This is a genomic window from Rhizobium acidisoli (genome assembly GCF_002531755.2).
Lineage (GTDB): Bacteria > Pseudomonadota > Alphaproteobacteria > Rhizobiales > Rhizobiaceae > Rhizobium > Rhizobium acidisoli.
This window is the reverse complement of sequence record NZ_CP034998.1, coordinates 2,476,411-2,501,429: the sequence shown is the minus strand read 5'-3', so window position 1 is coordinate 2,501,429 and position 25,019 is coordinate 2,476,411. Positions and strand designations below refer to the sequence as shown.

At 63.6% G+C, this 25,019-nt stretch carries 27 protein-coding genes and 1 riboswitch; of the genes, 16 read left to right on the top strand and 11 right to left on the bottom strand.

The features are described 5' to 3' along the window. Positions 1-15 precede the first annotated feature (15 nt). Both CO657_RS12385 and CO657_RS12380 read right to left on the bottom strand, forming a co-directional pair. Positions 16-504 (bottom strand): RidA family protein, encoded by a 489-nt coding sequence (locus tag CO657_RS12385; protein ID WP_012558176.1) that lies wholly within the window; start codon positions 502-504, stop codon positions 16-18. After that, positions 498-1,223: an SDR family NAD(P)-dependent oxidoreductase gene (locus tag CO657_RS12380; protein ID WP_012558175.1), complete on the bottom strand. Its 726-nt coding sequence runs from the start codon at positions 1,221-1,223 to the stop codon at positions 498-500. Before CO657_RS12380 ends, CO657_RS12385 begins: the two co-directional genes overlap by 7 nt. 193 nt (positions 1,224-1,416) lie before the next feature. Here CO657_RS12380 and CO657_RS12375 point away from each other — a divergent pair, with 193 nt between their 5' ends. After that, positions 1,417-2,319, top strand: coding sequence for a LysR family transcriptional regulator (locus CO657_RS12375; protein WP_003593596.1), 903 nt, complete (start codon positions 1,417-1,419; stop codon positions 2,317-2,319). A gap of 108 nt (positions 2,320-2,427) precedes the next feature. Beyond that, positions 2,428-3,204: a DUF1194 domain-containing protein gene (locus tag CO657_RS12370; RefSeq protein ID WP_054183333.1), complete on the top strand. Its 777-nt coding sequence runs from the start codon at positions 2,428-2,430 to the stop codon at positions 3,202-3,204. Between the two features lie 341 nt (positions 3,205-3,545). Here CO657_RS12370 and CO657_RS12360 read toward each other — a convergent pair whose 3' ends face one another. Beyond that, on the bottom strand, positions 3,546-4,235 hold the full coding sequence (locus CO657_RS12360) for a VOC family protein (protein WP_054183334.1): 690 nt from the start codon (positions 4,233-4,235) through the stop codon (positions 3,546-3,548). Between the two features lie 162 nt (positions 4,236-4,397). Beyond that, positions 4,398-4,832: a 6,7-dimethyl-8-ribityllumazine synthase gene (locus CO657_RS12355; protein ID WP_054183335.1), complete on the bottom strand. Its 435-nt coding sequence runs from the start codon at positions 4,830-4,832 to the stop codon at positions 4,398-4,400. 78 nt (positions 4,833-4,910) lie between these two features. After that, positions 4,911-5,054, bottom strand: a riboswitch (FMN riboswitch). Between the two features lie 229 nt (positions 5,055-5,283). Here CO657_RS12355 and CO657_RS12350 point away from each other — a divergent pair. After that, on the top strand, positions 5,284-5,730 hold the full coding sequence (locus tag CO657_RS12350) for an SRPBCC family protein (RefSeq protein ID WP_054183336.1): 447 nt from the start codon (positions 5,284-5,286) through the stop codon (positions 5,728-5,730). Positions 5,731-5,913: 183 nt separating this feature from the next. Further along, positions 5,914-6,234: a GCG_CRPN prefix-to-repeats domain-containing protein gene (locus tag CO657_RS12345; protein ID WP_003593605.1), complete on the top strand. Its 321-nt coding sequence runs from the start codon at positions 5,914-5,916 to the stop codon at positions 6,232-6,234. Between the two features lie 213 nt (positions 6,235-6,447). Here CO657_RS12345 and CO657_RS12340 read toward each other — a convergent pair whose 3' ends face one another. Then, entirely contained in the window at positions 6,448-6,672 is a 225-nt protein-coding gene (locus CO657_RS12340; protein WP_003593606.1) for a hypothetical protein, read from the bottom strand. 194 nt (positions 6,673-6,866) lie between these two features. Between CO657_RS12340 and CO657_RS12335 the strand changes: the two genes are divergently transcribed. From CO657_RS12335 to CO657_RS12325, 3 genes are all read left to right on the top strand, one after another. Then, complete coding sequence (locus CO657_RS12335) at positions 6,867-7,979, top strand: adenylate/guanylate cyclase domain-containing protein (protein ID WP_054183337.1); 1,113 nt, start codon at positions 6,867-6,869, stop codon at positions 7,977-7,979. A 72-nt stretch (positions 7,980-8,051) separates the two neighbouring features. Next, positions 8,052-8,702 carry an ArsR/SmtB family transcription factor gene (locus tag CO657_RS12330; protein WP_054183338.1) on the top strand — a complete coding sequence of 217 codons (651 nt, stop codon included), beginning with the start codon at positions 8,052-8,054 and terminating at the stop codon, positions 8,700-8,702. Then, complete coding sequence (locus CO657_RS12325) at positions 8,699-9,955, top strand: MFS transporter (protein WP_054183339.1); 1,257 nt, start codon at positions 8,699-8,701, stop codon at positions 9,953-9,955. The genes CO657_RS12330 and CO657_RS12325 overlap by 4 nt, the downstream gene beginning before the upstream one ends. Here the strand turns inward: CO657_RS12325 and CO657_RS12320 are convergent. Further along, positions 9,944-10,867: a LysR family transcriptional regulator gene (locus CO657_RS12320; RefSeq protein ID WP_054183340.1), complete on the bottom strand. Its 924-nt coding sequence runs from the start codon at positions 10,865-10,867 to the stop codon at positions 9,944-9,946. The two genes, CO657_RS12325 and CO657_RS12320, sit on opposite strands and share 12 nt — an antisense overlap. Before the next feature lie 129 nt (positions 10,868-10,996). Then, positions 10,997-11,920, bottom strand: a complete 924-nt coding sequence (locus tag CO657_RS12315) for a phytanoyl-CoA dioxygenase family protein (RefSeq protein WP_054183341.1) — start codon at positions 11,918-11,920, stop codon at positions 10,997-10,999. 97 nt (positions 11,921-12,017) lie between these two features. Between CO657_RS12315 and CO657_RS12310 the strand changes: the two genes are divergently transcribed. Continuing rightward, positions 12,018-12,842, top strand: a complete 825-nt coding sequence (locus tag CO657_RS12310; protein ID WP_054183342.1) for a helix-turn-helix transcriptional regulator — start codon at positions 12,018-12,020, stop codon at positions 12,840-12,842. A gap of 24 nt (positions 12,843-12,866) precedes the next feature. Here CO657_RS12310 and CO657_RS12305 read toward each other — a convergent pair whose 3' ends face one another. Continuing rightward, positions 12,867-13,889, bottom strand: coding sequence for an LLM class flavin-dependent oxidoreductase (locus CO657_RS12305; protein WP_054183343.1), 1,023 nt, complete (start codon positions 13,887-13,889; stop codon positions 12,867-12,869). Positions 13,890-14,154: 265 nt separating this feature from the next. Then, the gene (locus CO657_RS12300) at positions 14,155-15,306 is read right to left on the bottom strand and encodes an ROK family transcriptional regulator (RefSeq protein WP_003593619.1); all 1,152 of its coding nucleotides are present in this window, start codon (positions 15,304-15,306) and stop codon (positions 14,155-14,157) included. A 208-nt stretch (positions 15,307-15,514) separates the two neighbouring features. Here CO657_RS12300 and CO657_RS12295 point away from each other — a divergent pair, with 208 nt between their 5' ends. The 7 genes from CO657_RS12295 (at position 15,515) to CO657_RS12265 (ending at position 22,319) form a co-directional block, all read left to right on the top strand. Further along, on the top strand, positions 15,515-16,822 hold the full coding sequence (locus CO657_RS12295) for an extracellular solute-binding protein (RefSeq protein ID WP_003593620.1): 1,308 nt from the start codon (positions 15,515-15,517) through the stop codon (positions 16,820-16,822). Positions 16,823-16,883: 61 nt separating this feature from the next. After that, on the top strand, positions 16,884-17,774 hold the full coding sequence (locus CO657_RS12290; RefSeq protein WP_003593621.1) for a carbohydrate ABC transporter permease: 891 nt from the start codon (positions 16,884-16,886) through the stop codon (positions 17,772-17,774). A gap of 3 nt (positions 17,775-17,777) precedes the next feature. Then, complete coding sequence (locus CO657_RS12285; RefSeq protein ID WP_054183344.1) at positions 17,778-18,695, top strand: ABC transporter permease subunit; 918 nt, start codon at positions 17,778-17,780, stop codon at positions 18,693-18,695. Positions 18,696-18,697: 2 nt separating this feature from the next. Further along, the gene (locus CO657_RS12280; RefSeq protein ID WP_054183345.1) at positions 18,698-19,804 is read left to right on the top strand and encodes an ABC transporter ATP-binding protein; all 1,107 of its coding nucleotides are present in this window, start codon (positions 18,698-18,700) and stop codon (positions 19,802-19,804) included. A gap of 10 nt (positions 19,805-19,814) precedes the next feature. Further along, entirely contained in the window at positions 19,815-20,645 is an 831-nt protein-coding gene (locus CO657_RS12275; RefSeq protein WP_054183346.1) for a glycerophosphodiester phosphodiesterase family protein, read from the top strand. Then, positions 20,642-21,472, top strand: coding sequence for an inositol monophosphatase family protein (locus CO657_RS12270; protein ID WP_054183347.1), 831 nt, complete (start codon positions 20,642-20,644; stop codon positions 21,470-21,472). The genes CO657_RS12275 and CO657_RS12270 overlap by 4 nt, the downstream gene beginning before the upstream one ends. Positions 21,473-21,677: 205 nt before the next feature. Then, positions 21,678-22,319, top strand: coding sequence for a metallophosphoesterase family protein (locus CO657_RS12265; protein ID WP_012558154.1), 642 nt, complete (start codon positions 21,678-21,680; stop codon positions 22,317-22,319). A gap of 191 nt (positions 22,320-22,510) precedes the next feature. Here CO657_RS12265 and CO657_RS12260 read toward each other — a convergent pair whose 3' ends face one another. Both CO657_RS12260 and CO657_RS12255 read right to left on the bottom strand, forming a co-directional pair. Continuing rightward, positions 22,511-22,873 carry a hypothetical protein gene (locus tag CO657_RS12260; RefSeq protein WP_054183348.1) on the bottom strand — a complete coding sequence of 121 codons (363 nt, stop codon included), beginning with the start codon at positions 22,871-22,873 and terminating at the stop codon, positions 22,511-22,513. Positions 22,874-22,878: 5 nt separating this feature from the next. Next, positions 22,879-23,676: a DUF899 domain-containing protein gene (locus CO657_RS12255; protein ID WP_054183349.1), complete on the bottom strand. Its 798-nt coding sequence runs from the start codon at positions 23,674-23,676 to the stop codon at positions 22,879-22,881. Between the two features lie 118 nt (positions 23,677-23,794). On the opposite strand from CO657_RS12255, the gene CO657_RS12250 reads away from it, so the two are divergent. After that, a complete protein-coding gene (locus CO657_RS12250) occupies positions 23,795-25,015 on the top strand; it encodes a hypothetical protein (protein ID WP_054183350.1) in 1,221 nt (406 codons plus the stop codon). The last annotated feature ends 4 nt before the right edge of the window (positions 25,016-25,019 follow it).

Genomic DNA, 25,019 nt, shown 5'->3' with positions numbered 1-25,019 from the left:
CGCGCCCGTCCGTTTTTAGTCCTCGACCTCAACAATCAGCTCAAGCTCGATCGGCACGCCGAGCGGCAGGCTGGCGACGCCGAGCACGACGCGGCCGGAGAGCTTTTCCTCGCCGAAGACCTGGAGCAGCATTTCCGACGCTCCGTCCGCGACCTTCGGGTGGTCGCGGAAATCGCCTTCGGTGGCGATATAGACGCCGAGCTTGACGACTTTTGCGACCCTGTCCAGCGAGCCGAGATAGTCCTTGGCGGCTGCAAGTGCGCTGAGTGTCGCCGTTTCGGCGGCCTTCCTGCCGTCTTCAGTCGTCAGTGCGCCGCCGACGCGGCCGACATAGCGCGGCTTGCGGTCGATAACCGGCAACATGCCGCTGAAGAAGACCAGCTTGCCTGATCTGACCGCCTCGACATAGGCCCCCAGAGGTGTCGGCGGCGGGGGAAGGGTGATGCCGAGTTCCTGCAGCCGCCGTTCTGCGCCGGCTGCCTGCGCTTGCGGGTGGTTTACCATTTGCCCAGATGTGCGCCGCCGTCGACGTGCAGCACCTCCCCGGTTACGCGCGGAGCTTCGGTCAGAAAGACGACCGCATCGACGACTTCCCCAACGTTGGAAATGCCAGCCATTGGCGACAGCGTGCTGAGGAAGTCCTTCGGATTGTCCTTGTGCAGCGGCGTATCGACGACACCGGGAGCCACCGTGTTGACGCGGATTCCCTCGCTTGCATATTCCATCGCCAGGTTCTTCGAGATCGCGTCGATGCCGCCCTTGGTCATCATCGCCACCGAAGCCGAGAAACCGGCGATCGGATGGTCGATCAGCGGTGTGGTGATGCTGACGATGCTGCCGCCGGACTTCTGGGCGAGCATCTGCCGGACGACCAGCTGCGTCAGGTGGATGAAGCCTTCGAGGTTGGTCGAGGACAGCTTGCGGAAATCGGTCATGGTGTAATCCACGAACGGTTTGCTGAAGAAAATGCCGGCATTGTTGACGAGGGCGTCGATCGAGCCGAACCGGTCGATTGCGGCCTGTGCGACCCGTGCGGCGGTTTCGGCATCGCCGATATCGCCGTCGACGAGCGCCAGCTTGTCTGAAGCCTGAAAGGCATCCGAGGCGCTGACCTGGCGCGAGGTGGCGACGACATTATAGCCGCGCTCGATGAAGGCGTTGACGAGCCCGGCTCCGATACCCTGGGAGGCGCCCGTGACGATGACAGTCTTTGCGTTAGTCATGTTGAACTCCATAATTTGGTCGGGCAACGGAGGTCTTGCGCTTGCGAAGGCCGGGTCGCTCGAGATGGGGCGGCTGCGAATGCGCCTCCATCGGGGTGTGATTGTTTTCGCAAGGTGAATATGGCGAAAACTCCATTCCTCGATTAGATGGAAATATCTGGATTCTCTTTTGCATCTATGCAAAAATCGCTGCATGGCGGACCTGAACGACATCGCGGTTTTCGTGACGGTGGCGCGGTACGGCAGCTTCAGCCGCGCCGCCCATTCTCTCGGCATGCCGGTCTCGACCGTCAGCCGGAAGGTGACGTCGCTGGAGGAGCAACTCGGCGTGACGCTGCTGCAGCGCACGACGCGTAAGCTCAGCCTAACCGCGCAGGGCAGCGCCTATTTCGATCAGTGCAGCGAGCCGCTCGCCCATCTTATCGACGCCGAGCAGGCACTGACGGAAACCCAGAGAAAACCGGAGGGCTTGCTGAAGATCTCCGTGCCCGTCATCTTCGGGCAGGAGGTTTTCTACGAATTCGTTTCGACCTTCCTGAAGACCTATCCCGAAATCCGGATCGATCTCTTCGTCACCAACCTGTTCCTCGATCTGATCGCCGAGAATATCGATCTCGGTATCCGCTTCGGCGAACTCAAGGATTCTTCGATCGTCGCGCAGCGGCTCGGAAAGAGCGTGCGCTATCTGGTCGCCGCGCCGGACTATATGAAGGGCAGGGCGCTTCCCTCGAAGCCCGAAGACTTGAAGGATCACCAGTGCGTGCTGCTGAACGGCCGCAACGGCGAAGCGGAATGGCATCTCGTCAGCGGCCGCAAGTCGGTCCGCCAGCAGGTGTCGGGGCCGGTCTCGAGCCGGGATTTCGAGGCGGTGAGCGCCTTTACCTATCGCGGACACGGCATCGGCCTGCTGCCTTCTACCTATTGCGACGATGAGATCAGAAGAGGTGAACTCATCCGCCTGTTGCCGGACTGGTCATCCGAGGAGATATTCGTGCATGCGGTCTATCCGACACGCCGCTTCCTGCCCTTGCGCCTGCAGGTCTTTCTCGAGGCGCTGAAGGCGTGGAAGACCCCCTTGTGGCTCCCCCTGCATTGAGGCACCCGATGCCATCACCGAAAATTGAAGCCGCGCCTGCGGGCCGGCGCCCCTGGTCGATCAAGCTGTGTTACAGTTTGCTGGCTTGGATGGCGCGGGGATTTACCGATGCTGACGACAGTTGCGGTGCTCATGGGTCTTTCCGGCCTCGTCCCGGCAGCGCAGGCGGGGACAAACGAGGTCGACGTCAGCCTCGTCCTTGCCGTCGACACCTCGCGGTCGATGGATTTCGAAGAGATCGGCATTCAGCGCGAGGGCTATGTCGAGGCGCTCAAGCACAAGGAATTCCTTGATGCGGTGAAGGGCGGTCTGACCGGCCGCATTGCCATCAGCTATTTCGAATGGGCGGGCTATGTCGTCCAGGATTCGGTGATCGACTGGCAGGTGATCGAGACGGAAGAGGACGCGATTGCCTTTGCCGGCAAGATCGAAGCCCGGCCGATCGCCACGCAACGGCGCACTTCGATATCCACAGCGATCGGCCAGGGCGCCAGCATGATCATCACCAGCCCGTTTCGAGGCAGGCGGGAGGTGATCGACGTCTCCGGCGACGGCCCGAACAATTCCGGCAATCCGGTTATACCGGCGCGCGACAAGGCGGTTGCATCAGGCATGATCATCAACGGCCTTGCCATCATGCTGCGGCCCTCCGATGCTCCCAACGGGCTCGATACATATTATGCCGACTGCGTGATCGGCGGCCCCGGCGCCTTCGTGCTGCCGGTCCACAAGATCGAGGATTTCGCCGTTGCCGTGCGCCGCAAGCTGGTGCTGGAGATCAGCGGCCTTTCCCCGCCGGCGACGGTGCAGAGAATTGCTGGGGCTGGGCCCGTGACGGATTGCCTGGTTGGCGAGAAACAGTGGCGGGATTTTTTCGATCGGTGAGGGGTGGCTCGCTGGCGTGATTTGGGATGAGAGGACATGTGGTGTGGCACCCCCCTCTGTCCTGCCGGACATCTCCCCCACAAGGAGGGAGATCGGCTGGGCGCGACGGCTTCCCCAAACAGCTGAGAATTGTGATTGTCGCTGCCGTTCGAGAGGGAGCGATGGTCAAGCCTCCTGTCGATCTCCACCCTTGTGGGGGAGATGGCCGGCAGGCCAGAGGGGGGTACCACATGGCGTGCCGGTAAAGATGAGAGGTGCGGCATCCAAGAAAGCTTCGCCCTGAGATGACTCCTCAGGGGCCATCGAAAGGCGAGGCGGGTGCTCTTGGCGCCTACCGCCATCTACAATGGCAGTTCCCTGCCGGCCCGTTCGCTGACCATATATTCGGCGTACCAGTCCGGCCAGTTTTCGTCGTGCTTGCCGCCGTTGCGTTTCTCGTGTTCGCCGTGGGCGGTGGCCGCGCGGCGCAGCGCTGATGCAAGGTCGCTCGAGGTCGCAAAGGCCGTCTCGTCGGCGTCGATGCGTCCGGGCAGGCGCTGGGTGACTTCCTGGAACAGCCAGCCGTTGCCGTCGGGATCCTTGAACGAGGCGAAGGAGCGATAGCTGCGATGATCGGGATCGCGGCCGGCAAGCCTCAGCCGTCCGAAGAGATAGGGTTCGTCCTTGCCGGCATAGACGCCGGCAGCGTCATGGAACACGTCGCTGACTTCGACGCCGCGGGCGATGAGATCGCGGCGGGCGGCCTCGATGTCGGAGACGATGAGGTAGAGACCCTGGGCGGAGCCGGGTGCGGCTGCGGTTATGTTCTTGCCGAAAATGATCGCGCAGCCGGAGCTGGGCGGGGTAAACTGGATTACCCGGAAATCGGCATCATTGGCGAAGTCGGCGTCGAGCCGCCAGCCGAGGCCGTCGTAAAAACGTTTGGCGCGGTCGACGTCGGAAACGGGGATGACGACCACTTCGAGCTTGGTGTCGACCGGCCGTGTTTTCGGATCTTCGATAGGGGGTTCACTGCGCATTGCATTGCTCATCTTCAGCTCCTTGGGGTTCTGGATGCGTTAAGAATGGCGATACATGTCGGGGTCGAGTGGACCACAGCGCGGCGAGGGCGTCGAATCAATTATTCTGTCGGAATTGACCGGATGAAGACGGCGGGATCGATCCCGCCGCCTCGGTTCGAAGGATCAGCCTTGCTACGCGGCAAGTGCGGCGCGTGTCTTGCCGATCGTCAGCGCGGCCTTTGCGGCCTCCCGCCCTTTCTCGACGAAGTGTGCCCGGTAGATCTGCTTGTGGTGCTCGGTTTCCTGATATTGATGCGGCGTCAGCGAAACCGACAGGACCGGCACGCCGGTATCCATGCCGGCGCGCATCAGCCCGTCGACCACGGCCTGGGCGACGAATTCATGGCGGTAAATTCCGCCGTCGACGACGAAAGCGGCGGCAACGACGGCGGCATAGCGCCCGGTTGCGGCAAGGTCGCGCGAAAGGAGCGGCATTTCGAAGGCGCCGGGAACATCGAACACGTCGACCTGCTCGGGCGGCACGAGCTGGTAGAAGCCGTCAAGGGCGCGGTCGACGATGTCGGCGTGCCAGCTGGCTTTGATAAAGGCGTAGCGGGTGGGTGTCATGGTAATCTCCTTTGGCGAACAGACACATCACCCAAGGCGATCACGAACGTCCCCGACAGCCGCAAGGGCGGCAGGAACGCACGTTCTCTTTCATCCGGACTATGACCGTCGGCTCAGGCATCTCACCTGATCTGCTGACCCTTCCTTAAGAAGGCGCTCGCGGGCTCGCAATCGAAACTGCATACCGCCGGTAGGGACTTTCACCCCGCCCTGAGAACGGCGGGGACAATAGGGGCAAGGCGGCAAGCTGGCAATAGGGCGAAATGCTTTCTGCAATGCGCAAGGAGCGGCGCCGCCGGTGTCCGGCAATGTCGAGAACGGCGCCCCGACTGCCCTTGCTGAACGCACACGTTTGCCTACATGTTTCCGATGAGGACACCCAATCTACACCGCATGACCCGCCGATCCCGCCTGAGGCGAGGGCAGGCCATGACAACCATGGGAGAGAGACATGCAAGATCCCCTCGTCGTTCACCGCGAGGCGCATATCGCGGCGCCGCCGGCGGCGGTGTTTGCGCTGATGACCGACCCGGAAAAGATTCTGCGCTGGATGGGAACGGAGGCTCAGGTCGAGCCGCAGCCGGGCGGGCTCTACCTCGTCAACGTCACCGGCGCTCGCTTTGCGCGCGGCTCGTTTCGCGAGGTGGTGCCGGTTCATCGCCTTGCCTATAGCTTCGGCTGGGACGGCAGCGAGGTGGTGCCGCCCGGGTCCAGTCTGGTCGAGATCGACCTGATCGAGCAAGGAGACGGAACGCTGCTGCGGCTGACCCATAGCGGCCTGCCGAGCGCCGATCAATGCGCCGGCCATGCGGAAGGCTGGGCGCACTACCTTGGACGGCTGATCGAAGTCGCCGCCGGGCGCGATCCCGGTCCTGACAGTTTTCACGGCAGAACATGAACGATTTTTTACGGGCAGCGGGCGCCCGCAAGCGCTTGGCGCCGCGGGAAAAGCGGCCTGTCAACACCCCGATCGGGCGTCCGAAAACGCCCGTTTTTCTCGTCTAAACATGAACGTGCAGTTCATCTCCAGTTCAATTTGGCGGCCATAAGGTCAGGGCGGCTGGATGAAATGGAGTTTTCGATGAAGGCACTTTCTATCGCGGCTGCCTTGCTCGCTGGCAGCCTCTCGATCGGTACGGCTGAGGCGATGCCGATGGGGACAATCAATGTCCAGAGCAAAGTCACAAGCGATGTCACGAAGGTCGACTATGCGTGCGGCCGCGGCTGGCATCTGACCCGCTGGGGCGAATGCCGGCCGAATTGGCGACGCCCGCCGCCGGTGGCATTTTACGGTGGCCCGCCGCGTTGGGGCTGGGAGCGACGCCACCGCGATTGGGACGGCCCGCGCTGGGGCCATGAGCGGCGCTGGGATCGCGACCGTCGCTGGCGGGATGACGACTAAAGGCCTTGGTTAAAGCATGTCGCGCAAAAGTGTGCAGCGCTTTTCCCAGGCAAAGCGCGAAGCGCTTTTGCCGCAACGACATGCGGAAAACAAAGACCTAAAGCGCAAGGAGCGAATCTGAAAGATCGCGACGCGCTTTAGAGGCAAGTTGACGAGGGCCGGTGCGAAGTTTCGCCCGGCCTTTTCCTATGAAATTTTCCGCAGCCTCAGGGGTCAGATCCTGCTGACGAGCCAGTGCTTGTCATCGATCAGTTCCGCGAGCTCGATCGGATCCTTGACGCCGAATTCGAACCATTCGACGAGTTCCTTTGCCTTGCGGCTGCTTTCCTCCGCCGTCAGCTCGACCTGATACCTTTCGCACCACCGCCGAAGGATCGACGTCAGCAGCGTCATGTCATTCCCATCCAGCGGATCTTTCGGCCAGAATATCGTGCCCATCGTACCCCTCAATTACACGATGACGAACGGCCGCATAATGAAATTAAAACGGCGCAAGTTTAAAGCGTTATTTTTCGCTTTTCCCCGTGATGGAAGATTCGCGACAGGAATTGTCTGCGCAGGAATGGCACAAGGTGTCGACAGGCTCCAGAAGGCATCCTTGCGGACGTCCCGGGGCAGTGTCATGTTGCAGCATGGATCTGCCGTCTCCCCTTGCCTGGCTGGTTGACGAGGCCGGTGCCTCGCCCGGTCCCGAACGGTTTCTGGCCGAGCTCGGGCGCCGGCTCTTGGCTGAAGGTCTGCCGCTTTCGGGCGGCGCGCTGACGCTATCGGTGCCGCATCCGATCATCGCGCGGCGCACCTGGCTGTGGCGGGCTGAAACCGGGGCCGTCATCGAGGCGTTGGCCTTTGCCGCCACTCCGCAGAGCGAAGCCGGGCGCGAGTGGCTGGCCGGTCTTGGGCCGGTGTGGGAGACGAGGATCGGGCCTGCACAGGATAATCAGGCATCGGACGGCCCGCTGCTCGGCTGGGCGGGGGTTGCCAACGAGGCAGGGAACAGTGCATTCGGCCCGGCCGCGATCAGCCTGCTGCGCGAGGTCGCGCGTTTTGCCGCTGCGCCGCTTGCCGCACTTGCTGCGCGGGAGGCGCGGGCCGCGCTGCTCGAAGCCTATCTCGGCCGGCGCAGTGCGGCCCGGGTGCAGGCCGGCGCGCTTGCCCGCGGCACTGGCGAGACCATCCGAGCCGCTCTTCTCTGTGCCGATCTGCGCGACTTCACCGCGCTCTCCGAGGTGACCGAGCCTCACCAGATGATCACCGCGCTGGACGCCTATTTCGACCGCGTCGCAGGCGCCGTGCACGCCTTCGGCGGCGAGGTGCTGAAATTCATCGGCGACGGCGTGCTGGCGATCTTTCCGGTGACCGCGGCTTCCGGCGGAGCGATCGAAGGAGACCGGGAGGCCTGCGAGGCCGCATTGCGGGCAGTCGCCGCCAGCCGCGCCGGCATGGTTCATCTCGACCAGGTGCGCCAGTCGCAAAGGCTGGCGCCGTTGCCGTTCGGCGCGGCGCTGCACTTCGGCGAGATCCTGTGGGGCAATATCGGTGCGGCCGACCGGCTGGACTTTACCGCCATCGGCCCCGCGGTCAATCTGGTCAGCCGGCTGGAAGGGCTCTGCAAGCCGCTTGGCCGAACCGTGCTGATCTCAGGCGCGGTGGCGGCGAATACGGCGACGCCCTTGATGCCGCTCGGAGAGCACACCCTGCGCGGCATCGCCGATCCTTGCGCGGTCTTCACGCTCCGGGAGGATTGAGCCTGCGGGAAGGTGCATCACTTTTGCAAAGAAATATTTGCAAAGATATGTTTGCAAATATATGCTTGAAGCATGAAACATCCGCACCCTAAGCCCGCAGCAGATGCCGTCGCCTCCCGCACCGTCAGCCGCGTCGTGCCCGAACCGACGGCACTGAAGGCGCTGGCCCATCCTGTCCGGCTGCGCATGCTCGGCATGCTGAGGATCGATGGGCCTGCCACGGCAACGCAACTCGCCGCGCGGCTGGGCCTGAACAGCGGTGCGACGAGCTATCATCTGCGCCAGCTTGCCCAATATGGCTTCATCGAGGAGGCGCCGCATGCCTCACGGCGCGATCGCTGGTGGCGCGCCAGCCATGAGCTGACCTCGGTGCCGCCAAGCGAAGCCGAGGGAGAGGCACTCGATCTCGACCTCGCTTTCAACCAGGCGGCGCTCTCGCTGCAGGTCGGCCAGATGCAGCAGGCGCTGGAGGAATATGCCGAACTGCCGGCGGAGTGGCGCAAGGCGACGGCGGCCGATGACATCATTATTCCGATGACGGCTGATCAGGCCGAGGCTCTGACGAAACGGCTGACCGGCATCATTCTGGAAGCGATGCGGGCGGCCCCGCCGCTGGGCGAGGCGGCGTCTCGGAACTCCGACATGGTTCCTTTCTATGTCATGCTGCACGCCTTTCCCTATCCGGGCCGCCTTCCGCATCGCGAAGGGGAGGACGAGGCGTGAGGAGGGCCAGGCCCTTCCTGGCGCTTGCCGCAGCCGAGACATGTTCGCTTTCCGGCACGCGGCTGTCGACCATCGCTATTCCCTGGCTGGTGTTGAGCACGACGGGCAGTCCTGTCCTGACCGGCGTGACGGCGATGGTGGAGATGCTGCCCTATGTCGTCGCCAAGGCGCTCGGCGGGCCGCTGATCGACCGCGTCGGCGCCAAACGCATCGCCATCGTCTGCGATACCGCTTCGGTGGTCGCGGTAGGGCTGGTGCCGCTGCTCGATTTCTTCGGCCTGCTCGGCATGCCGGTGCTGCTGCCTGTCGTCTTTGCCATGGGCGTGCTGCGTGGGCCTTCCGACGCCGCCAAGCAGGCGATGGTTCCCGATATCGCCAGGCTGGCGAACGTGCCGCTCGAACGGGTGACCGGCGTCGCCAGCGCCATCGAGCGGCTGGCCTCGACGGCGGGTGCGGCCGGCGCCGGTGCGCTGATCGGCCTGATCGGGCCGGGCCAGGCGCTCCTCGTCAATGCCGCCACCTTCGCCGCCGCCGCGCTGATCGTCGCCGTCGGCATCCCCGATATGCGGCGCACGCCAGGGCCATCCGGCGCCCGACCGGCCGAGAGGGCTTCTTATCTCGACGATCTCCGCGAAGGCTGGCGCTTTCTGCGCGGCGATGCGGTGCTCGTCAGCATCGTCGTCATGGTGGCGATCACCAATCTGCTGGACCAGGCCTATCATGCGGTGCTGCTGCCTGTCTGGACACGTGATTCCGGCCACGGTCCGGAACTGCTGGGAGCGATGTTTGCGGCATTCGCCGGCGCGTCGATCGCAGGTGCGGCGATTGCTGCAGCAATTGGCGAGCGGATGCCGCGCCTGATGGTCTATACCGTGGCCTTCCTGTTGACCGGCTTTCCGCGTTTTCTCGTTGTTGCGCTGGATGCGCCGCTCGGCGTTGTCTTTACGACCCTGGCCATCGGAGGATTCGCCTCGGGCTTCCTCAACCCGATCCTGTCGGCGGTGATCTTCGAGCGCATCCCCAAGCCGCTGACCGGCCGCGTCATCGCATTGAATACCGCCCTCTGCTTCGCCCTCATTCCCTTCGGCGGCCTTGTCGGCGGTGCGCTGATCAGCACGATCGGTCTTGCCGCGGCGCTGCTGCTCACCGGGCTTGCCTATCTCGTCGCCACTCTCTTTCCCCTTGCCTTGAAAAGTTTCCGCGGTTTCGACAGGGCGATTGCCGATGTTGGTGCTTCCGTATCAAGGCGATGAGCGCGCGCCCGATCTCTCATGCCCTAGCGCCTCGACCATCAGTTCGACGAAACGGTGGATGCGCGGTTCCAGCAGGCGCTTGTCGGGGTAGAGCGTGACGATCTTGGCGTCATCGGCTTCCAGGTCGGGCAGGACCTGCCGGAGACGCCCGGCGGCGAGATCGCCGGCGATGAGAAAATCGGGCAGGAGCGCGATGCCCAATCCCGCCAGAGCAGCGTCGCGGATCGCCTCGCCGCTGTCGAGCCGCAGGCGGCTGCGCCCCTGCGCCTTGATCCAGGAACCGCCCTTGCCACGAAAACGCCAGCCTTGCCTTTGATTGCGGTTGGCAAAAATCAGGCAGTCGTGGGCTGCGAGATCGTCGATTTCGCGCGGCTCGCCGTTCGCGGCGAGATAGGAGGGCGAGGCGCAGAGGCGCGTCTTGTAGGTGGCGATCACGCGCGAGACCAGCCGGGTATCCGACGCCGCGGCGCCGATCCGGATCGCCAGATCGAAGCCGTCCTCGATGATGTCGGAGAGGTGATCGGTAAAGCTCACCTCGATCTGGATGTCGGGCCAGGCGTGAAGATATTTTTCCAGCAGGGGCAGCACGACGAGCCGGCCGAAGGCATCGGGTACAGTCAGTCTGAGAAGGCCGCGCGGCATGCCGCTCTGGCCTCCCAGACTCGCTTCCGCCTCGTCGACCGACGCAAGGATCTGCAGGCCGCGCTCGTAAAATACCCGCCCTTCATCGGTCAGGCTCAGCGTTCTCGTCGTGCGGTTGAGCAGACGTGCGCCGAGCCGGTCTTCGAGGCGGATGACGGCCTTTCCAGCCGCCGAGCGGGACAGGCCCATGGCCTGGCCGCCGGCGATAAAACTTCCGGCATCGACGACGGCCATGAAGATCAGGATATCGTTCAGGTTCGTGCGCGGCATCAGGCAACTCGAGCGGTTCGGTCCCAGCCATAAGTCGGTCAGTCATGCAACCGATTCAAGGCTTGGACCATCAACGCTCACGGCGGCAGTAAGGTCCCGACACTTCGCCGCTGGGGCGCTGAAGCCGGGCTACAGCATATCGCCGAGGCTCCAATGGTTGTTCCATCGGGCGTCGATCTCGTCGTCGACATTCTGATATCTGATGTCGGTGGAGAGGCGCAGCCGCCGGCTGCTGTCCTGGTTGGTGGTCGAGGCGTGGATCATGTAGGGCGAGTGGAGCACAACGTCGCCGGCCTCATAATCGGCGGCAAGCCAGCGGGTGTCGAAGCGCTCGGCCATATCGGGAAGATCCTTCGAGACCCAGCCGCCTTCCGTCATGTGACTGTTATAGGCGCTGATCCGCTCTTCCGCAGAAAGATCGCCGCTTGCGGCCTGGAACTTCGCCTCCATCTTGACTCCAAGCGCGTGCGAACCTTCGAGGTAGACGAGGCCGCCCATTTCGGCAGGGATGTCGCCGATCGGAATCCACGCCGTTGCCAGCCGACTGGTGCCGCCGCGGAGATAGACGAGATCGTAGTGAGCGGGTGTGGCCGTCGGCGTTCCCGGCTTGGTAAAACGCATGATCTTGCGCTTGTGCAGATAGGAGATGCCCTGCAGGAAATCATCCATGAAGCGGGTGAGCGGCGGCTGTGCGCAAAAACCTTCATAGGCGGCGGAGCGGACAAGCGACATCAGCCGCCGGTCCGCCAGGCTCCAGTCGACGCTGGCGGCCGACGCAATCCCTTGCGAAAAATCGCTGCCGGGCTCGACCAGTCCTGTCACCGCGAGGCGTTCGAACACCCAGCCACGGAAATCGATGACAGCTGCCCGCGGCAGAAGACCTTTCAGCCAGACATAGCCATCCTTCTGGTAGCGGCGGCGGATGGCGTCGACGCCGATGGCCGGATCGGTCGGCGTCAGCCAGCCGATCCGCTCCGCAGCCAAGGTTTTGCCGTGGGCGGTCAGGGAAAATTCCGGTGTTCTGGCCTGCATGACTTCGGCGGCAATCGACATTTCAGCCTTCCCCAGCTTGAATTGAGTTGCCTTTATTTATCTGATCTGCAGGACTAACCGACATAGAGGAAACTGGTACCTGGACTTTTCGCTCATCATGAGACAGGCCGAGGCCATTTACAGAACGCCGCTTGGCGCGGCCGGCGGACTGGCGGTCACCGGAAGCGGCAGGCAGCATGCACGCCATTCGGTGACCGACCGGAAACTTCCGAGTTTCGCCGTCGTGCTGGTGGAGCGCGGGCAGGGCTGGCTGGAGACCGCCGCCAGTGGCCGCCTCAGCCTGACCGGGCCTGCCCTGTTCTGGCTGTTTCCCAACCGCGCGCATTCCTATTCTCCCGACGAAGACGGCTGGGACGAGCGCTGGGCGCTTTTCGAAGGATCCTTCACGCGGGACTTCGTCAGGCTGAGGATCATTGCCGAGCGACATCCGGTCGTCGCCTTGCATCGCCTCGATGACGTGGCGCGAATCTTCGGAATGCTCCATGCCGATCTGCTCGACGATACCCACCTGGGGCAAGCGTCGGCGGCATTGATGCTGCATCGCATCGTCATATCGGCCGCCAGACAGGCAATCGGAGCGGCTGATCGACGCCAGGAAAGGCCCGACATGGCCGTGATCGTCGAAACGCTGCGGCGGCGGGCGATGCAACCGCTCGACCTCGCCGCCTTTGCCGCCGAGCACCAGATGTCTCCGGCAACATTGCGCCGGCGGTTCACGCTTGAAACGGGGCTGCCGCCCAAGGCATTTCAGCTTCGGGCACGTATGGATCATGCCAAACAGCTGTTGGCTACCACCGACGAAAAAATCGAAGCGGTTGCCGCCATGATCGGTCTGGATGACCCCTTTTATTTTTCACGGGTCTTCCACGAGCGGGAGGGCTGCAGTCCCCGCGAATTCCGCGCCAGATACAGGCGAATGTGAGCGCCCGGTGCTTTGGCCGGAGCGTCAGCGCCAGCCAAGCGCCGGGGCGACGTGGGTCAGAATTGCCTCGATGACATGGGCGTTGTAGGTGACGCCGAGCTGGTTGGGGACGGTGAGCAGCAGCGTGTCGGCCTCGGCGATCGCCTCGTCTTCGGCAAGCTGTTTGATCAGAATGTCGGGCTCCGCGGCATAGCTGCGGCCGAAGATCGCCCGGGTCTTCTCGTCGATGAAACCGATCTTGTCGTCCCCGTCGTTGCCATAGCCGAAATATGCACGGTCGCGATCGTCGACCAGGGCGAAAATGCTGCGGCTGACCGAAACGCGCGGCTGGCGCGCGTGGCCGGCCGCCTTCCAGGCCTCGCGGTAAGCGCGGATCTGGTCGGCCTGCTGGACGTGGAACGGCTCTCCCGTTTCGTCATCCTTCAGCGTCGAACTCTGCAGGTTCATGCCGAGCTTGGCCGCCCAGACGGCGGTGGCATTGGAGCTTGCGCCCCACCAGATCCGCTCGCGCAGGCCTTCCGAATGCGGCTCGAGACGCAGCAGGCCGGGCGGGTTCGGAAACATCGGCCGTGGGTTGGGCTTGGCAAAACCTTCGCCGCGCAGGACCTCAAGAAACACTTCGGCGTGGCGCCGCGCCATCTCGGCCTCGTCCTGACCTTCCGATGGGGCATAGCCGAAATGGCGCCAGCCATCGATCACCTGTTCCGGCGAGCCGCGGCTGATGCCGAGCTGCAGCCGGCCGCCGGCGATGAGGTCGGCGGCACCCGCATCCTCGGCCATATAGAGCGGGTTCTCGTAGCGCATGTCGATGACGGCTGTGCCGATCTCGATCCGACTGGTTCTCGCGCCGACGGCCGATAGCAGCGGGAAGGGGGCGGCGAGCTGCCGGGCGAAATGATGCACGCGAAAATACGCGCCATCGGCACCGAGTTCCTCGGCTGCGACGGCAAGGTCGATCGACTGCAGCAGCGCATCGCCCGCCGAGCGCGTCTGCGATTGCGGCGAGGGCGTCCAGTGCCCGAACGAGAGGAAACCGATCTTCTTCATGTCGCGCCTTTATCCGTTGCTTTTGTGGTCGATGGGTCATCGCACAGTTCCGGGTTGCGTGACAATCGGAACCGGCGAGGTGCGGCGCATCGGCGCTGTCGTATGGCGGTTGCAGTCCGGTGGGAGGTGCGCCTAACGCCGGTTGCTGCGCCTCTCCTCCGTCCTGGGGCACACCGATCAGCCCTCATCCTTCGAGGCCCCTTAAGGGGCACCTCAGGATGAGGTCGGAGAGAGCTAACAGCTTGGCTCGCCGGCCCGCTTACGCTCAATAATAAGCCGATTTGAACGGAGCGATCGCCGCGCCCATGGCCGAGGCATCGCTTGCGATTTCGGAGATGATCAGCTTCGGGCGGGGGCGCGGCACGCCGTAGCGGGGACGGTCGAAAATTTCGGTGCGGTCGATGAGCATCTGCGCCAGAGCAGATGGGATCTGGCCGCCGAAAATGATGCCCTGCGGATCGAAGATGGCCCAGATGGCGTTGATAAGGCGGCTGTAGGCGGGCGTTACCTCGTCCACCCATTCGGCAACGCCCGGCCATTTCGGATCGAAATGTTTGCGCATGTAGCTGATCGAGGGAATGTCGAGACCGTTGCGGTTGAGATTTTCGATCAGGTACTGCAGGGCCGGCCGGCGCTTGTTCTCCTCGGCATCATATATGCCGGAGAATTCGCCGGCATTGCCGACGCCGTTGTGCAGCAGCTCGCCATTGCTGACGAGGCCGCCGCCGAAACCGTAGTTGAAGCTCAAATAGGCGAAGTGCCTTATGTAGCGGCCGGCGCCGAACATTGATTCGGCGACCGTTCCCGCCTTGCCGCCATTGTGCACCCAGACCGGCTTGCCAAAGAAATCCGTCAGCAGCGGCCCGAGCTCGATCAGCGACCATTCATGCAGCGGCAGCGGCGCATTGTAGCGGGTGCCGCTGACGTGGAAGCCGGCAATGGCAAAGCCGATGCCGAAAAAGGCGTCCTCGGAGAGGTCGTTTGCTCGCTGATGTTCGGCCAGGTGCTCACGCACGAGATCGAGCGACTGGGCCATCGAGCGCTCCCGCAGGATGATGCTACTTTCGGCCAGCACCTTGCCTGATATATCCATCAGGCAAATGCCGATCACGTCGGTATTGACCGAGATGCCGCAGCTATAGGCATAGCGGCCTTCGAGGCGCAGAGTCGGGCTCGGCTGGCCGCGGCCGGTGCCGGGCTTCGGCGAACCGAAGGAGACGATGCCGCGCTCCTCCAACTGGTCGATGATCCGGTAGACGGATTGCTGGGTAAGGTCGGTATGGCCGGTGACTTCGGAGCGGGAGAGGCCCGGATGACGCCAGATCAGTCTCAGCATGTCGCGCTCGTTCGAAGAAACGACGCCACCGCCTTCGCGCAGGAAGCGCGGCGCGATCAGGGGTTCCGGGAAATAGGCCATTCCAACATCTCCTTCGCCGATAATTACTAGAGACGTGTAGTAATTATTGGCGCCGTTACCGATCGTTCCAATCGTTCGCCCTATAGCAGCAGCCGTGACTGGTCACAAGCGCCTCGCGTGCGTCACCAAATTGTTACACACTATGTGTAATAAATCGCCGTCAACCGAGCCAGGCGCGAAGCCGGCCGATCAAACAGGCGAGGGCAAGATGAAGATTTCCATTCTGGCGGCTGCGGCCGCGCTGATGGCGGGCGCATGTTCCGCACAGGCGGCCAATATCGAATTCTGGTACGGCAATACCGGTGTCGTCGAGACGGCGATCCAAGCCCAATGCAGCGCATTCAATGCCGCGCAGACCGAGCATCACATTACCTGCGTTGGCCAGGGCAGCTACGAGGTGTCGATGCAGAAGGCGATCGCAGCCTTTCGCGCCAAGAACCATCCCGTCCTCATCCAGTTCTTCGACGCCGGCACGCTCGATCTGATGCTGTCGGACGCTGTTGTGCCAGTCCAGGAGGTGCTGCCCGACGTCAAGTGGGAAAGCTATATTGCCGGGGCGCGCGCCTATTACGAAACCTCCGGCGGCAAGCTTTTCGCCCAGCCTTACAATGCCTCGACGCTGCTCTTCTACACCAACAAGACCGAGCTTCAGAAAGCCGGCGTCACCGAGACGCCGACGACCTGGGAAGAGATCATCGAGGCCGCCCGCAAGCTGAAGGCATCGGGTCATGCCTGCCCCTTCGTCACCGACGGCGATACATGGCGCGTGCTCGAACAGTTCTCGGCCCGTCACGGCCTGCCGATCGCCTCCAGGCACAATGGCTATGACGGCCTCGACGCCGAATATGTCTTCAACACCACCTTCGCCGCCAAGCATTTGCAGAACCTGGTCGACTGGCGCAAGGAAGGCATCGTCAGGCTCGCAAGCGATACCAAGGCCGGCAATTTCACCGCCGCCTTCAATGCCGGCGAATGCGCGATGATGGAGAATTCCTCGGGTTCTTATACGGCTTCCGCCAAGGCGTTCGAAGGCAAGTACGAGCTCACTGTCGGCATGGCGCCGATGTACAAGGGGTATGAGCGCCACAACACGCTCGTCGGCGGCGCCTCGATCTACATCATGAAAGGCCACGACAAGGGCGAAATCGAAGGCGCCAAGGCCTTTCTCGATTTCGTGCGCCGACCCGAACAGCAGATGGCCTTCACATCAGCCACCGGCTACGTGCCGGTCACCAGCGACGTGATGGACGCGATCGCCAAGAGCGGCGAGGCGAATACGCCGAAATACGCCACCGCCGCCGTTGGCATCGGTTCGATGAACGAGCCGCGCACGCCGGATACCCGCGGCATTCGCCTCGGCTTCTACGTGCAGTTCCGCCAGGTCTTCATGGAAGAAACGCAGAAGGCTTTTGCCGGCGGGCAGACGATGCAGGCAGCGCTCGACAACGCCAAGAAGCGCGGCGACGAGCTGCTGCGCCGCTTCGAGCAGACCTACAAGGGCGTAAAGCTGCAGTAATCCGAACCTCCCCTGCATGGGCGCTCGGAGCGCCCATGCAGCCCCCAACGCAGGGTTTCCCATGACGTCGGAATCTTCGCTCTTCAGCCATCGCTGGCTGCCGCTTCTGCTGGTGGCGCCGCTCATGCTGCTGATCGTGCTGTTCTTCTACGCGCCGATCTTCCAGGCCTTCTACTGGTCCTTCTTCCTCGAGCGCCCCTTCGGCGGCGGCTCGATGTTCGTCGGCTGGGACAATTTCATCCGGGTCTTTTCCGATCCCGAATTCTGGGAGGCCGGCTGGCGCACCATCATCTTCATGGTTACCGGCTCCACGCTCGCGGTGGCGATCCCACTGATCCTGGCGGTCGCGGCCGACCGGAAAATCGCAATGTCGCTGCCGGCGCGCAATGTGCTGGTCTGGCCGAAGGGGGTTGCCGGCGCCTCGATCGGCGTCGTCTTCGCCTTCCTCTTCAATCCTTTCGCCGGCGTGCTGGCGCCGCTCAATTCCATCTTTCCGGGCATCTGGGCGCCCGGCATCGACGGCACGGACGCTTTCATCACGCTGATCGCGGCGCATGTCTGGGGCGGCATCCCGTTCAATTTCGTCATCCTGCTCGCCGGCCTGCAATCGATCCCGCGCAGCATGCACCAGGCGGCGGCGATGGACGGGGCAGGGCCGTGGCGACGGATCCTCGACGTGCAGCTGCCGCTTATCATGCCGCAGCTCTTCCTGACACTGGTGCTGGAATTCACCGAAAGCGTCACTTCCGCCTTCGCGCTGATCGACACGATCACCAAAGGCGGGCCGGGCGGCTCGACGACGCTGCTCGTCTACAAGATCTATACCGATGGCTTTTCCGGCTACGACCTCTCCGGCGCCTCCACCCAGACGGCGATCCTGATGGTCTTCGTCGTCCTCCTCACCGCTGCCCAGTTTGTCTTCCTCGGCCGGCGCGTCAGCTACGACAGGTGAACCATGATCGAAAACGCCCGTTCGCTCAACATCGCCGCCAGCCTCATCCTCTTCGCCGGCATCGCCTATATTCTCGGACCGCTCTATCTGACGCTATCGACCGCCTCGCAATCCTATGAATTCATGCTTCGGAACGGGCTTGCCTGGCTTCCCGGCGACCAGCTGTTTTCCAATATGGCGCGGGTCTTTGCCGAAACGCATATCCCGATCCAGATGCTGAACAGCCTGGCGGTCGCCTTCGGTGATGCGCTGGCGACCTGCATCCTGTCGTTTCTGTCGGCCTATGCCATCGTCTATTTCCGTGTCCGCTGGGCGGGAGCGGCCTTCGCGTTGATCCTGGCGACGATCATGCTGCCGATCGAGATCCGCGTCATCACCACCTATCAGGTGGCATCGAACGTGTTTTCTCCCGTGAATGCGCTGCTCGACGTCACCGGCCTCAACGAGCTGATCGCGGCGTATTTCGGCGCGCCGGTGAAGCTCGAATGGAGCGTGCTGAACACGCATCTCGGCCTGATCGCGCCGCTCGTCGCGCACGGCACCGGCACCTTCCTGTTCCGCCAATTCTTCCTGACTTTGCCGAAGGATCTCTTCAAGGCGGCGCGCATGGACGGGGCGGGGCCGATCCGCTTCCTGCTCGACATCCTGCTGCCGCTGTCGCGCACCAGCTTCGCCGCGCTCTTCGTGCTGACCTTCCTCAGCGGCTGGACACAATATCTCTGGCCCCTCGTTGCCGCCTCGACCTCGGACATGCAGACCGCCGTCGTCGGGCTGGCGCGGCTCGTGCCCGATGCCGAGGGAGAGGTGCCGGATTTCCCGATGATCATGGCCGCCACCATCATCGTTTCCATCATTCCGCTCGCGATGATCGCGCTGCTGCAGCGCTATCTCGTCCAGGGCCTCGTTCTTACGGAGAAATAGTGATGACCGCGATCGACATGGCCATCCGCGCCGCTGCCGCCAACATCACGCTTTCAGGCGTCACCAAGGCCTATGACTCCGATACCACAGTCATTCCGCCGATGGATGTCGAACTCGGCGCCGGCGAATTTACCGTCGTGCTCGGCCCTTCCGGCTGCGGCAAGTCCACACTGCTGCAGATGATTGCAGGCCTCGAGCGGGTCAGCGGCGGAGCGATCGCCTTCGGCGACCGCGAGGTGCAGGATCTGGAGCCGAAACACCGCGGCTGCGCCATGGTGTTCCAGAACTACGCGCTCTATCCGCATATGAGCGTCTTCGACAATATCGCCTACAGCCTCAAAGTATCTGGCATGGCAAAGGCGGAGCGTATCGAGCGGGTCGGCGCGGTGGCGAAGATGCTCGGGCTTTCCGATTATCTCGCCCGCAAGCCGGGGCAACTCTCCGGCGGCCAGCGCCAGCGCGTGGCGATCGGCCGGGCCATCGTGCGCGAGCCCGGCGTGCTCCTGTTCGACGAGCCGCTCTCCAATCTCGATGCGCAGCTGCGACACGACATGCGCGTCGAGCTTGCCGAACTCCACCGGCGCATCGGCGCCACCACCGTCTTCGTCACCCATGACCAGGTGGAGGCGATGACGCTCGCCGACCGTATCCTGATCCTCAACAAGGGCCGGATCGAGCAATTCGATACGCCGAAGGCGATCTATCATCATCCGGCCTCGGTCTTCGTCGCGAAATTCATCGGCGCGCCGCCGATGAACATCCTGCCTGTCACCGGAGATGGCGCGGTCCTCAGGCTCGCCGACGGGCAAGTGGTGGCTGAGGCGCGGCTCACCGGCGCCTATCAGCTCGGTATCCGGCCGGAAGAAGTCCTTCTCGACGCCAAGGCAGACGGACATAAGCTCACATCCACTTTGCGTTTCCGCGAGGATCTCGGCTCGCATGCGGTGCTCGCCGCCGAGCTTGCGGGCGCCATCGTCAGGATCGCCACACCCTTCGGCGCCGACGTTTCCGACCACGGCCAGCTCTCCCTCCATTTCCCGGACTCCCGCCTGCATCTTTTCGATCCGGCGAGCGGCAGGGCCATACCAAGCGCATTCGGCGCGAATTGAAGGAAATCCCATGAAATACATCGACCACATTGCCGACCCATCGCGTCCCTGTGCCATCGCCGCCCATCGCGGCGCCTGGCATCAGGCTCCCGAAAACAGCCTTGCCGCCATCGAGAACGCGATTGCCGGCGGCTACGACATCGTCGAAGTGGACATCCGCCAGAGCGCTGACGGCGTGCTGTTCATACTGCATGACGATACGCTGGAGCGGATGGCCGGCGTCGACCGTATCCCCGAGGAAATGACGATCGCCGAGATCACCAGTCTCAGGCTGCGCATGGCCGATGGCGGGCCGGACCAGCCGTTTACGACGGAGACCGTTCCGACGCTGGAACAGGTGCTCGAAACCGTGCGCGGCCGCATCTTCGTCGATCTCGATATCAAGCACCTTGAATTGATGAGCACCGTCGCCGCCAAGGTCAAGGACATGGGCATGGAAGACCAGGTCGATCTCAAGGCCCGGGCCGATACGCCGGAGGCGCTCGCCTGGCTCGCCCGGCAAAGCGGCATCGACGGCATTCCCTTCATGGGTCAGGCCTTCTTCCGGGCCGACAGCGCCGACCAGACCGCCGAGACGGTCCTCTCGATAAAACCTTTCATGTGCGAAGCCAAGTTCGACCGGCTGGAGACGCTGGCCGGCCAGCACCAGCGCCTGCGCGAGGCCGGCATCTCGCTCTGGGTCAACTCGCTCGATCCCGTCTCCTGCTGCGGCCTCACGGACAGAGCAGCGCTTGCCGATCCGGATGCGATCTGGGGCCGGATGATGGCATCAGGCATCAGCGTCATCCAGACCGACCAGCCGGCCGCGCTCAAGGCCTATATCGAGGCGCGCCAGAGGTGAGGGAGATTTCCGATGCGCTCCTCCGCGCGCTGATGGAGGATATGCGACGGGCGGCGGAGGGGGAAATCCTGCCCCGCTTCCTCGGCGTCACTGCCGAGGGGATCCGCACCAAGACCGCGCCCGACGATCTGGTGACCGATGCCGATCTCGGCGCCGAACGGCGGCTCGCCGAGGCGCTTTCGGCGCGCTTTCCACAAGCGCTGCCCATCGGTGAAGAGGCGGTTTCTGTCGATCCCGCCATTCTGGCGCGGCTCGCTGATGCCGATCTCGCCGTCATCATCGATCCTGTCGACGGCACCTGGAATTTCGCCCACGGCCTGCCGCTCTTCGGCATGATCGTGGCGGTCGTCTCGGGCGGGGAAACCGTGGCGGGGCTGATCCACTATCCCGTGACCGGCGATTTCCTCGCCGCCCGGCCAGGGCGAGGGGCCTGGCACATTGCCCGGGACGGTACAGAGACCCGTCTTGCGGTCGCGCCGCCGTCACCCGTCGGTGAGATGCACGGCTTCGTGCCGCTGCACATGTTTCCCGCCGAGGATCAGCCGGCCTATGCGCAGGCCCTGCTGCGCTTTGCCCGCACCACCACATGGCGCTGCTCGGCCTATGAGTACCGGGCGATGGCATCAGGCGCGATGAGCTTTTCTCTGAACGCCGAGCTCAAACCCTGGGACCACGCCGCCGGCGTCCTGATCCACTGCGAAGCTGGCGGCTATGGCGCGCTGCTCACCGGCGAAGCCTATCGCCCGGCGATGGCGAGGGGAAGGTTGTTGCTGGCGCCGGACGCTGCAAGCTGGGAGATGATCCAGCGGATTTTTGTCGAGGAGTGAAATAGGTCGCGTCTCGACGCGATGCTGCTCAAGCGGAAGGAGAGGCAATCACGGTAAATGCCTGAGTCAGAGTCGGTTTTCGCGATGGCGGCGGGGTTTGCGTTTGTTATGATGCGGCAGACGGCGAAGGGGCGTGAGCCTCCGTGCCATGCCTTTGCGCGCCTTCTCTCGCGGACCGTCACATTGCAGCCGAGGGGCTTGGAACATGCGCTACACGTTCGCCATCGGTGATATCCACGGCTGTATCGATCCACTGAACAGCATGATCGATCGCATGGAGGCTTATGCGTCTGAAGGTACAGTCGTTTTCCTTGGCGACTATATCGATCGCGGGCCTGACAGCAGACGTGTCCTCGACCGGCTCATTGCCGGTCCGCCCGGCCCGTGGCGCTGGATCTGCTTGAAAGGCAATCATGAGGACATGATGGTCGCTGCCTATGCCGACAGCGACGACAGAGCCGTATGGATCAGCAATGGCGGGCTTGAAACCGAAATGTCCTATGATGGCAGGGTTCTGCCTCAGCATTTGCAATGGGCTGGCGATCGTCCGCTTATGCATGTGGATCGATATCGCATCTTTGTCCATGCCGGCGTTGTTCCGGAATTTCCGCTGGAACGGCAGACCAAGCGCGATCTTCTCTGGCTGCGGTTCCCTCCCGGTCAATCCAGCGACTATTGGGGCAAACATCTGGTCCACGGCCATACTCCCTCACTGTCCAACCCGGTGACGACAGGAAACCGCACCAACATCGACAGCGGCTGCGTCTTCGGCGGCAAGCTTTCCTGTGCCGTGTTCGACGATGAGGTTGCCGGCGGGCCGATCGACTTTATCGAGGTGAGGGCATGAACCTGCTCACGTCCGTAAGGGTGTAAAGCCAGAGACGGCGGAGTGGAGCAATGCGAAACGAGGGATTTATCGGCCCGCCAGCAGAAGGTTTGGCGAGAACGCAACCCAATCTCCGTCATTCCTGTGACATCCGTCGGGTTAAAGCCCGCGAACAGGAATGACGGACCGGAGGTGTCGCGACGTTGGCACCGTCACCTTTGGCCCGTGCCTCGCCAGCCGGCGGCGAGGCGCAGCCAGGGCGCAAGGTGGAAGCCGCTCATCAGCAGGTACATCGGGACCATTCCGCCGATCGGGAATGCATTTGGCGTCGTGGTGCAGATCATGTCGGCGCTGCCGGTGGTGGCCGTCAGCAGCGCCATGAGCGCGAATGTCGGGGCGGCGGCGAGGGATAGCCGGTCGGCGGTATGGGTGGCGATGCAGCCGGCCTGATTGTTCAACCTCCCGCTCGGGTTGCCAGTTGAACCGTCGTCGGCGGCTGCCAGCGACAGCCATTCGGCGGCGTTGAGAGACGCGTTGCCGTCGTCTCTCTTTGCTGTGTCGGCGGAAAACAGCATCGCCGTTACTCCTTGCCGTAGCGGTCGTGATGGCGCCACCAGATGCCGGTTTCGTTGCGGCCCTTGGGCGCGCGGTCGAGCCATTGATACATGCCCCAAAGTCCATCCAGGCCGCGGGCATAGCTGGAATAGCTGTGATAGACCGCACCGTCGACGAGTTCGAAGGCACTGACTCCCGGCCGGTCGCGGGTGTAGGTCATGACATCGGTGCCGGTCATGGCGGCGATTTGGGCAACCGGGCCTTCTCCGTCAGGCTGCTGCCATTGCTGCACGGTTTGGCCGGCGAGCGGTTCGGGGGCCGGCGGCTCAAGCCGGTAGTTGTATTCTATATCGCCCCGGCGCTGATCTTCGGCACTGAACCAGACGCTGAAATCGCCGTTGAAATCGCTGCCGAAGGACGAGGCCCAGGGGAAGCTCCAGCCCATGCGCTGCTTGAATGCCTGAAGCTTTGTCAGCGGCGCCCGCGACACCGCCCAAAAGGCGACGTCGTGGTTTTCGAGATGGACGAAGACGCCATTGAAACCGTCGGCAATCGAGGAGCAGGACGGGCATCCGGCGGTATAATCAGGCCCGAACATGAAGTGATAGACGAGCAGCTGCGAACGGCCGCCGAAGAGATCCTTCAGCGAGAGGTTGCCGCCTTCGGTGTCGAAGCGGTATTCCTTATCAATCCCAACACGCGGCAATTGCTGGCGCTTGACCGCCAGCGCGTCGCTCCGCCGCGTCAATTCCTTCTCCTCCTCGAGCAGATCGAGCCTTGCTGCCAGCCATTGCTGGCGTGTTGCGTTGAGCTGTGCCGTCATGGGGTCTTCTCCTTTGCCTGTCTATCGTCGTAGCATCCGGCGCGTGTTGCCTGCCGGTCCCAAGCAGATTACGGCCGGGCAGCGAAATGGCGGGAGTGACAAGTGTGACGGGATTTGAATGGACTCGCTGATCACAGCCGCCGCGAGGGCGCTGGCATCGGGTGATGCGCTTGGCGCGCTGAAGCGGGTGGCGCTGCGCGACGACGCACCGGCGCTGGCGTTGCGCGGCATTGCGATGGCTCAACTCGGTGACCTCGTCCGCGCCAAGGCGCTATTGAAGAGTGCGGCGCGCGCCTTCGGACCGCGGGAGGCGGTGGCGCGGGCGCGATGCGTGGTCGCCGAGGCCGAGATCGCGCTTGTCTCACGCGATCTCATCTGGCCGCCGAAGGCGTTGGAATCGGCGCGCAGGGTGCTGGAAGCGCATGGCGACAGGGTCAATGCCGCCCATGCGGGCAATGTCGCCATTCGCAGGCTGGTGCTGATCGGCCGCCTCGACGAGGCAGAGCGTGCGCTCGCAGCACTCGATCCGGCGCCGCTGCCGCCGGCGCTGCGGACTGCCCACGAACTGGTGGCGGCCGGCATCGCCGTTCGGCGCCTGCAGACGCAGGCAGCTCGCGCCGCCCTCGACCGGGCAAGGCTTTCGGCGCGCGCGGCCGCGATCCCCGCTTTGACGGCGGAGGTCGAAACCGCCGCGCTGGTGCTCGACACCCCGGCGGCGCGGCTGATCTCGCACGGACGGGAGCACCCGCTGTTGCTGACCGAGGTGGAAGCGCTGCTTTCCTCCAGCACCCTCGTCGTCGATGCCTGCCGCCATGTGGTGTGGAATGCGGGCACTGCCGTCTCGCTCGCGACTCGGCCGGTGCTGTTTGCACTTGCCCGCACACTCGCCGAAGCCTGGCCGGGGGATGTGGCAAGGGGTACGCTGATTGCCCGCGCCTTCCGCGGCAAACATGCCGATGAATCGCATCGCGCCCGGCTGCGGGTCGAGATCGGCCGGCTGCGCGCTGAACTGCGGGGACTGGCGGAGGTTTCGGCGACAAAGCGCGGTTTTGCGCTTTCCCCGCGCGGTGCCCGGGAGATTGCCGTGCTGGCGCCCCTCGTCGAAGGGGCGCATGGTGCGGTGCTCGCGTTTCTGGCCGATGGGGAGGCGTGGTCGAGTTCGGCGCTGGCGATTGCGCTCGCGGCCAGCCCCCGCACCGTGCAGCGGGCGCTGGATTCGCTGGCCGGTGAAGGCAAGGTCCAATCGCTGGGGCGCGGGCGGGCACGGCGCTGGATGAGCGCGCCGCTGCCTGGTTTCCCGACGATCTTGTTACTCCCCGGGCCGCTGCCGAGCGATTAGGATC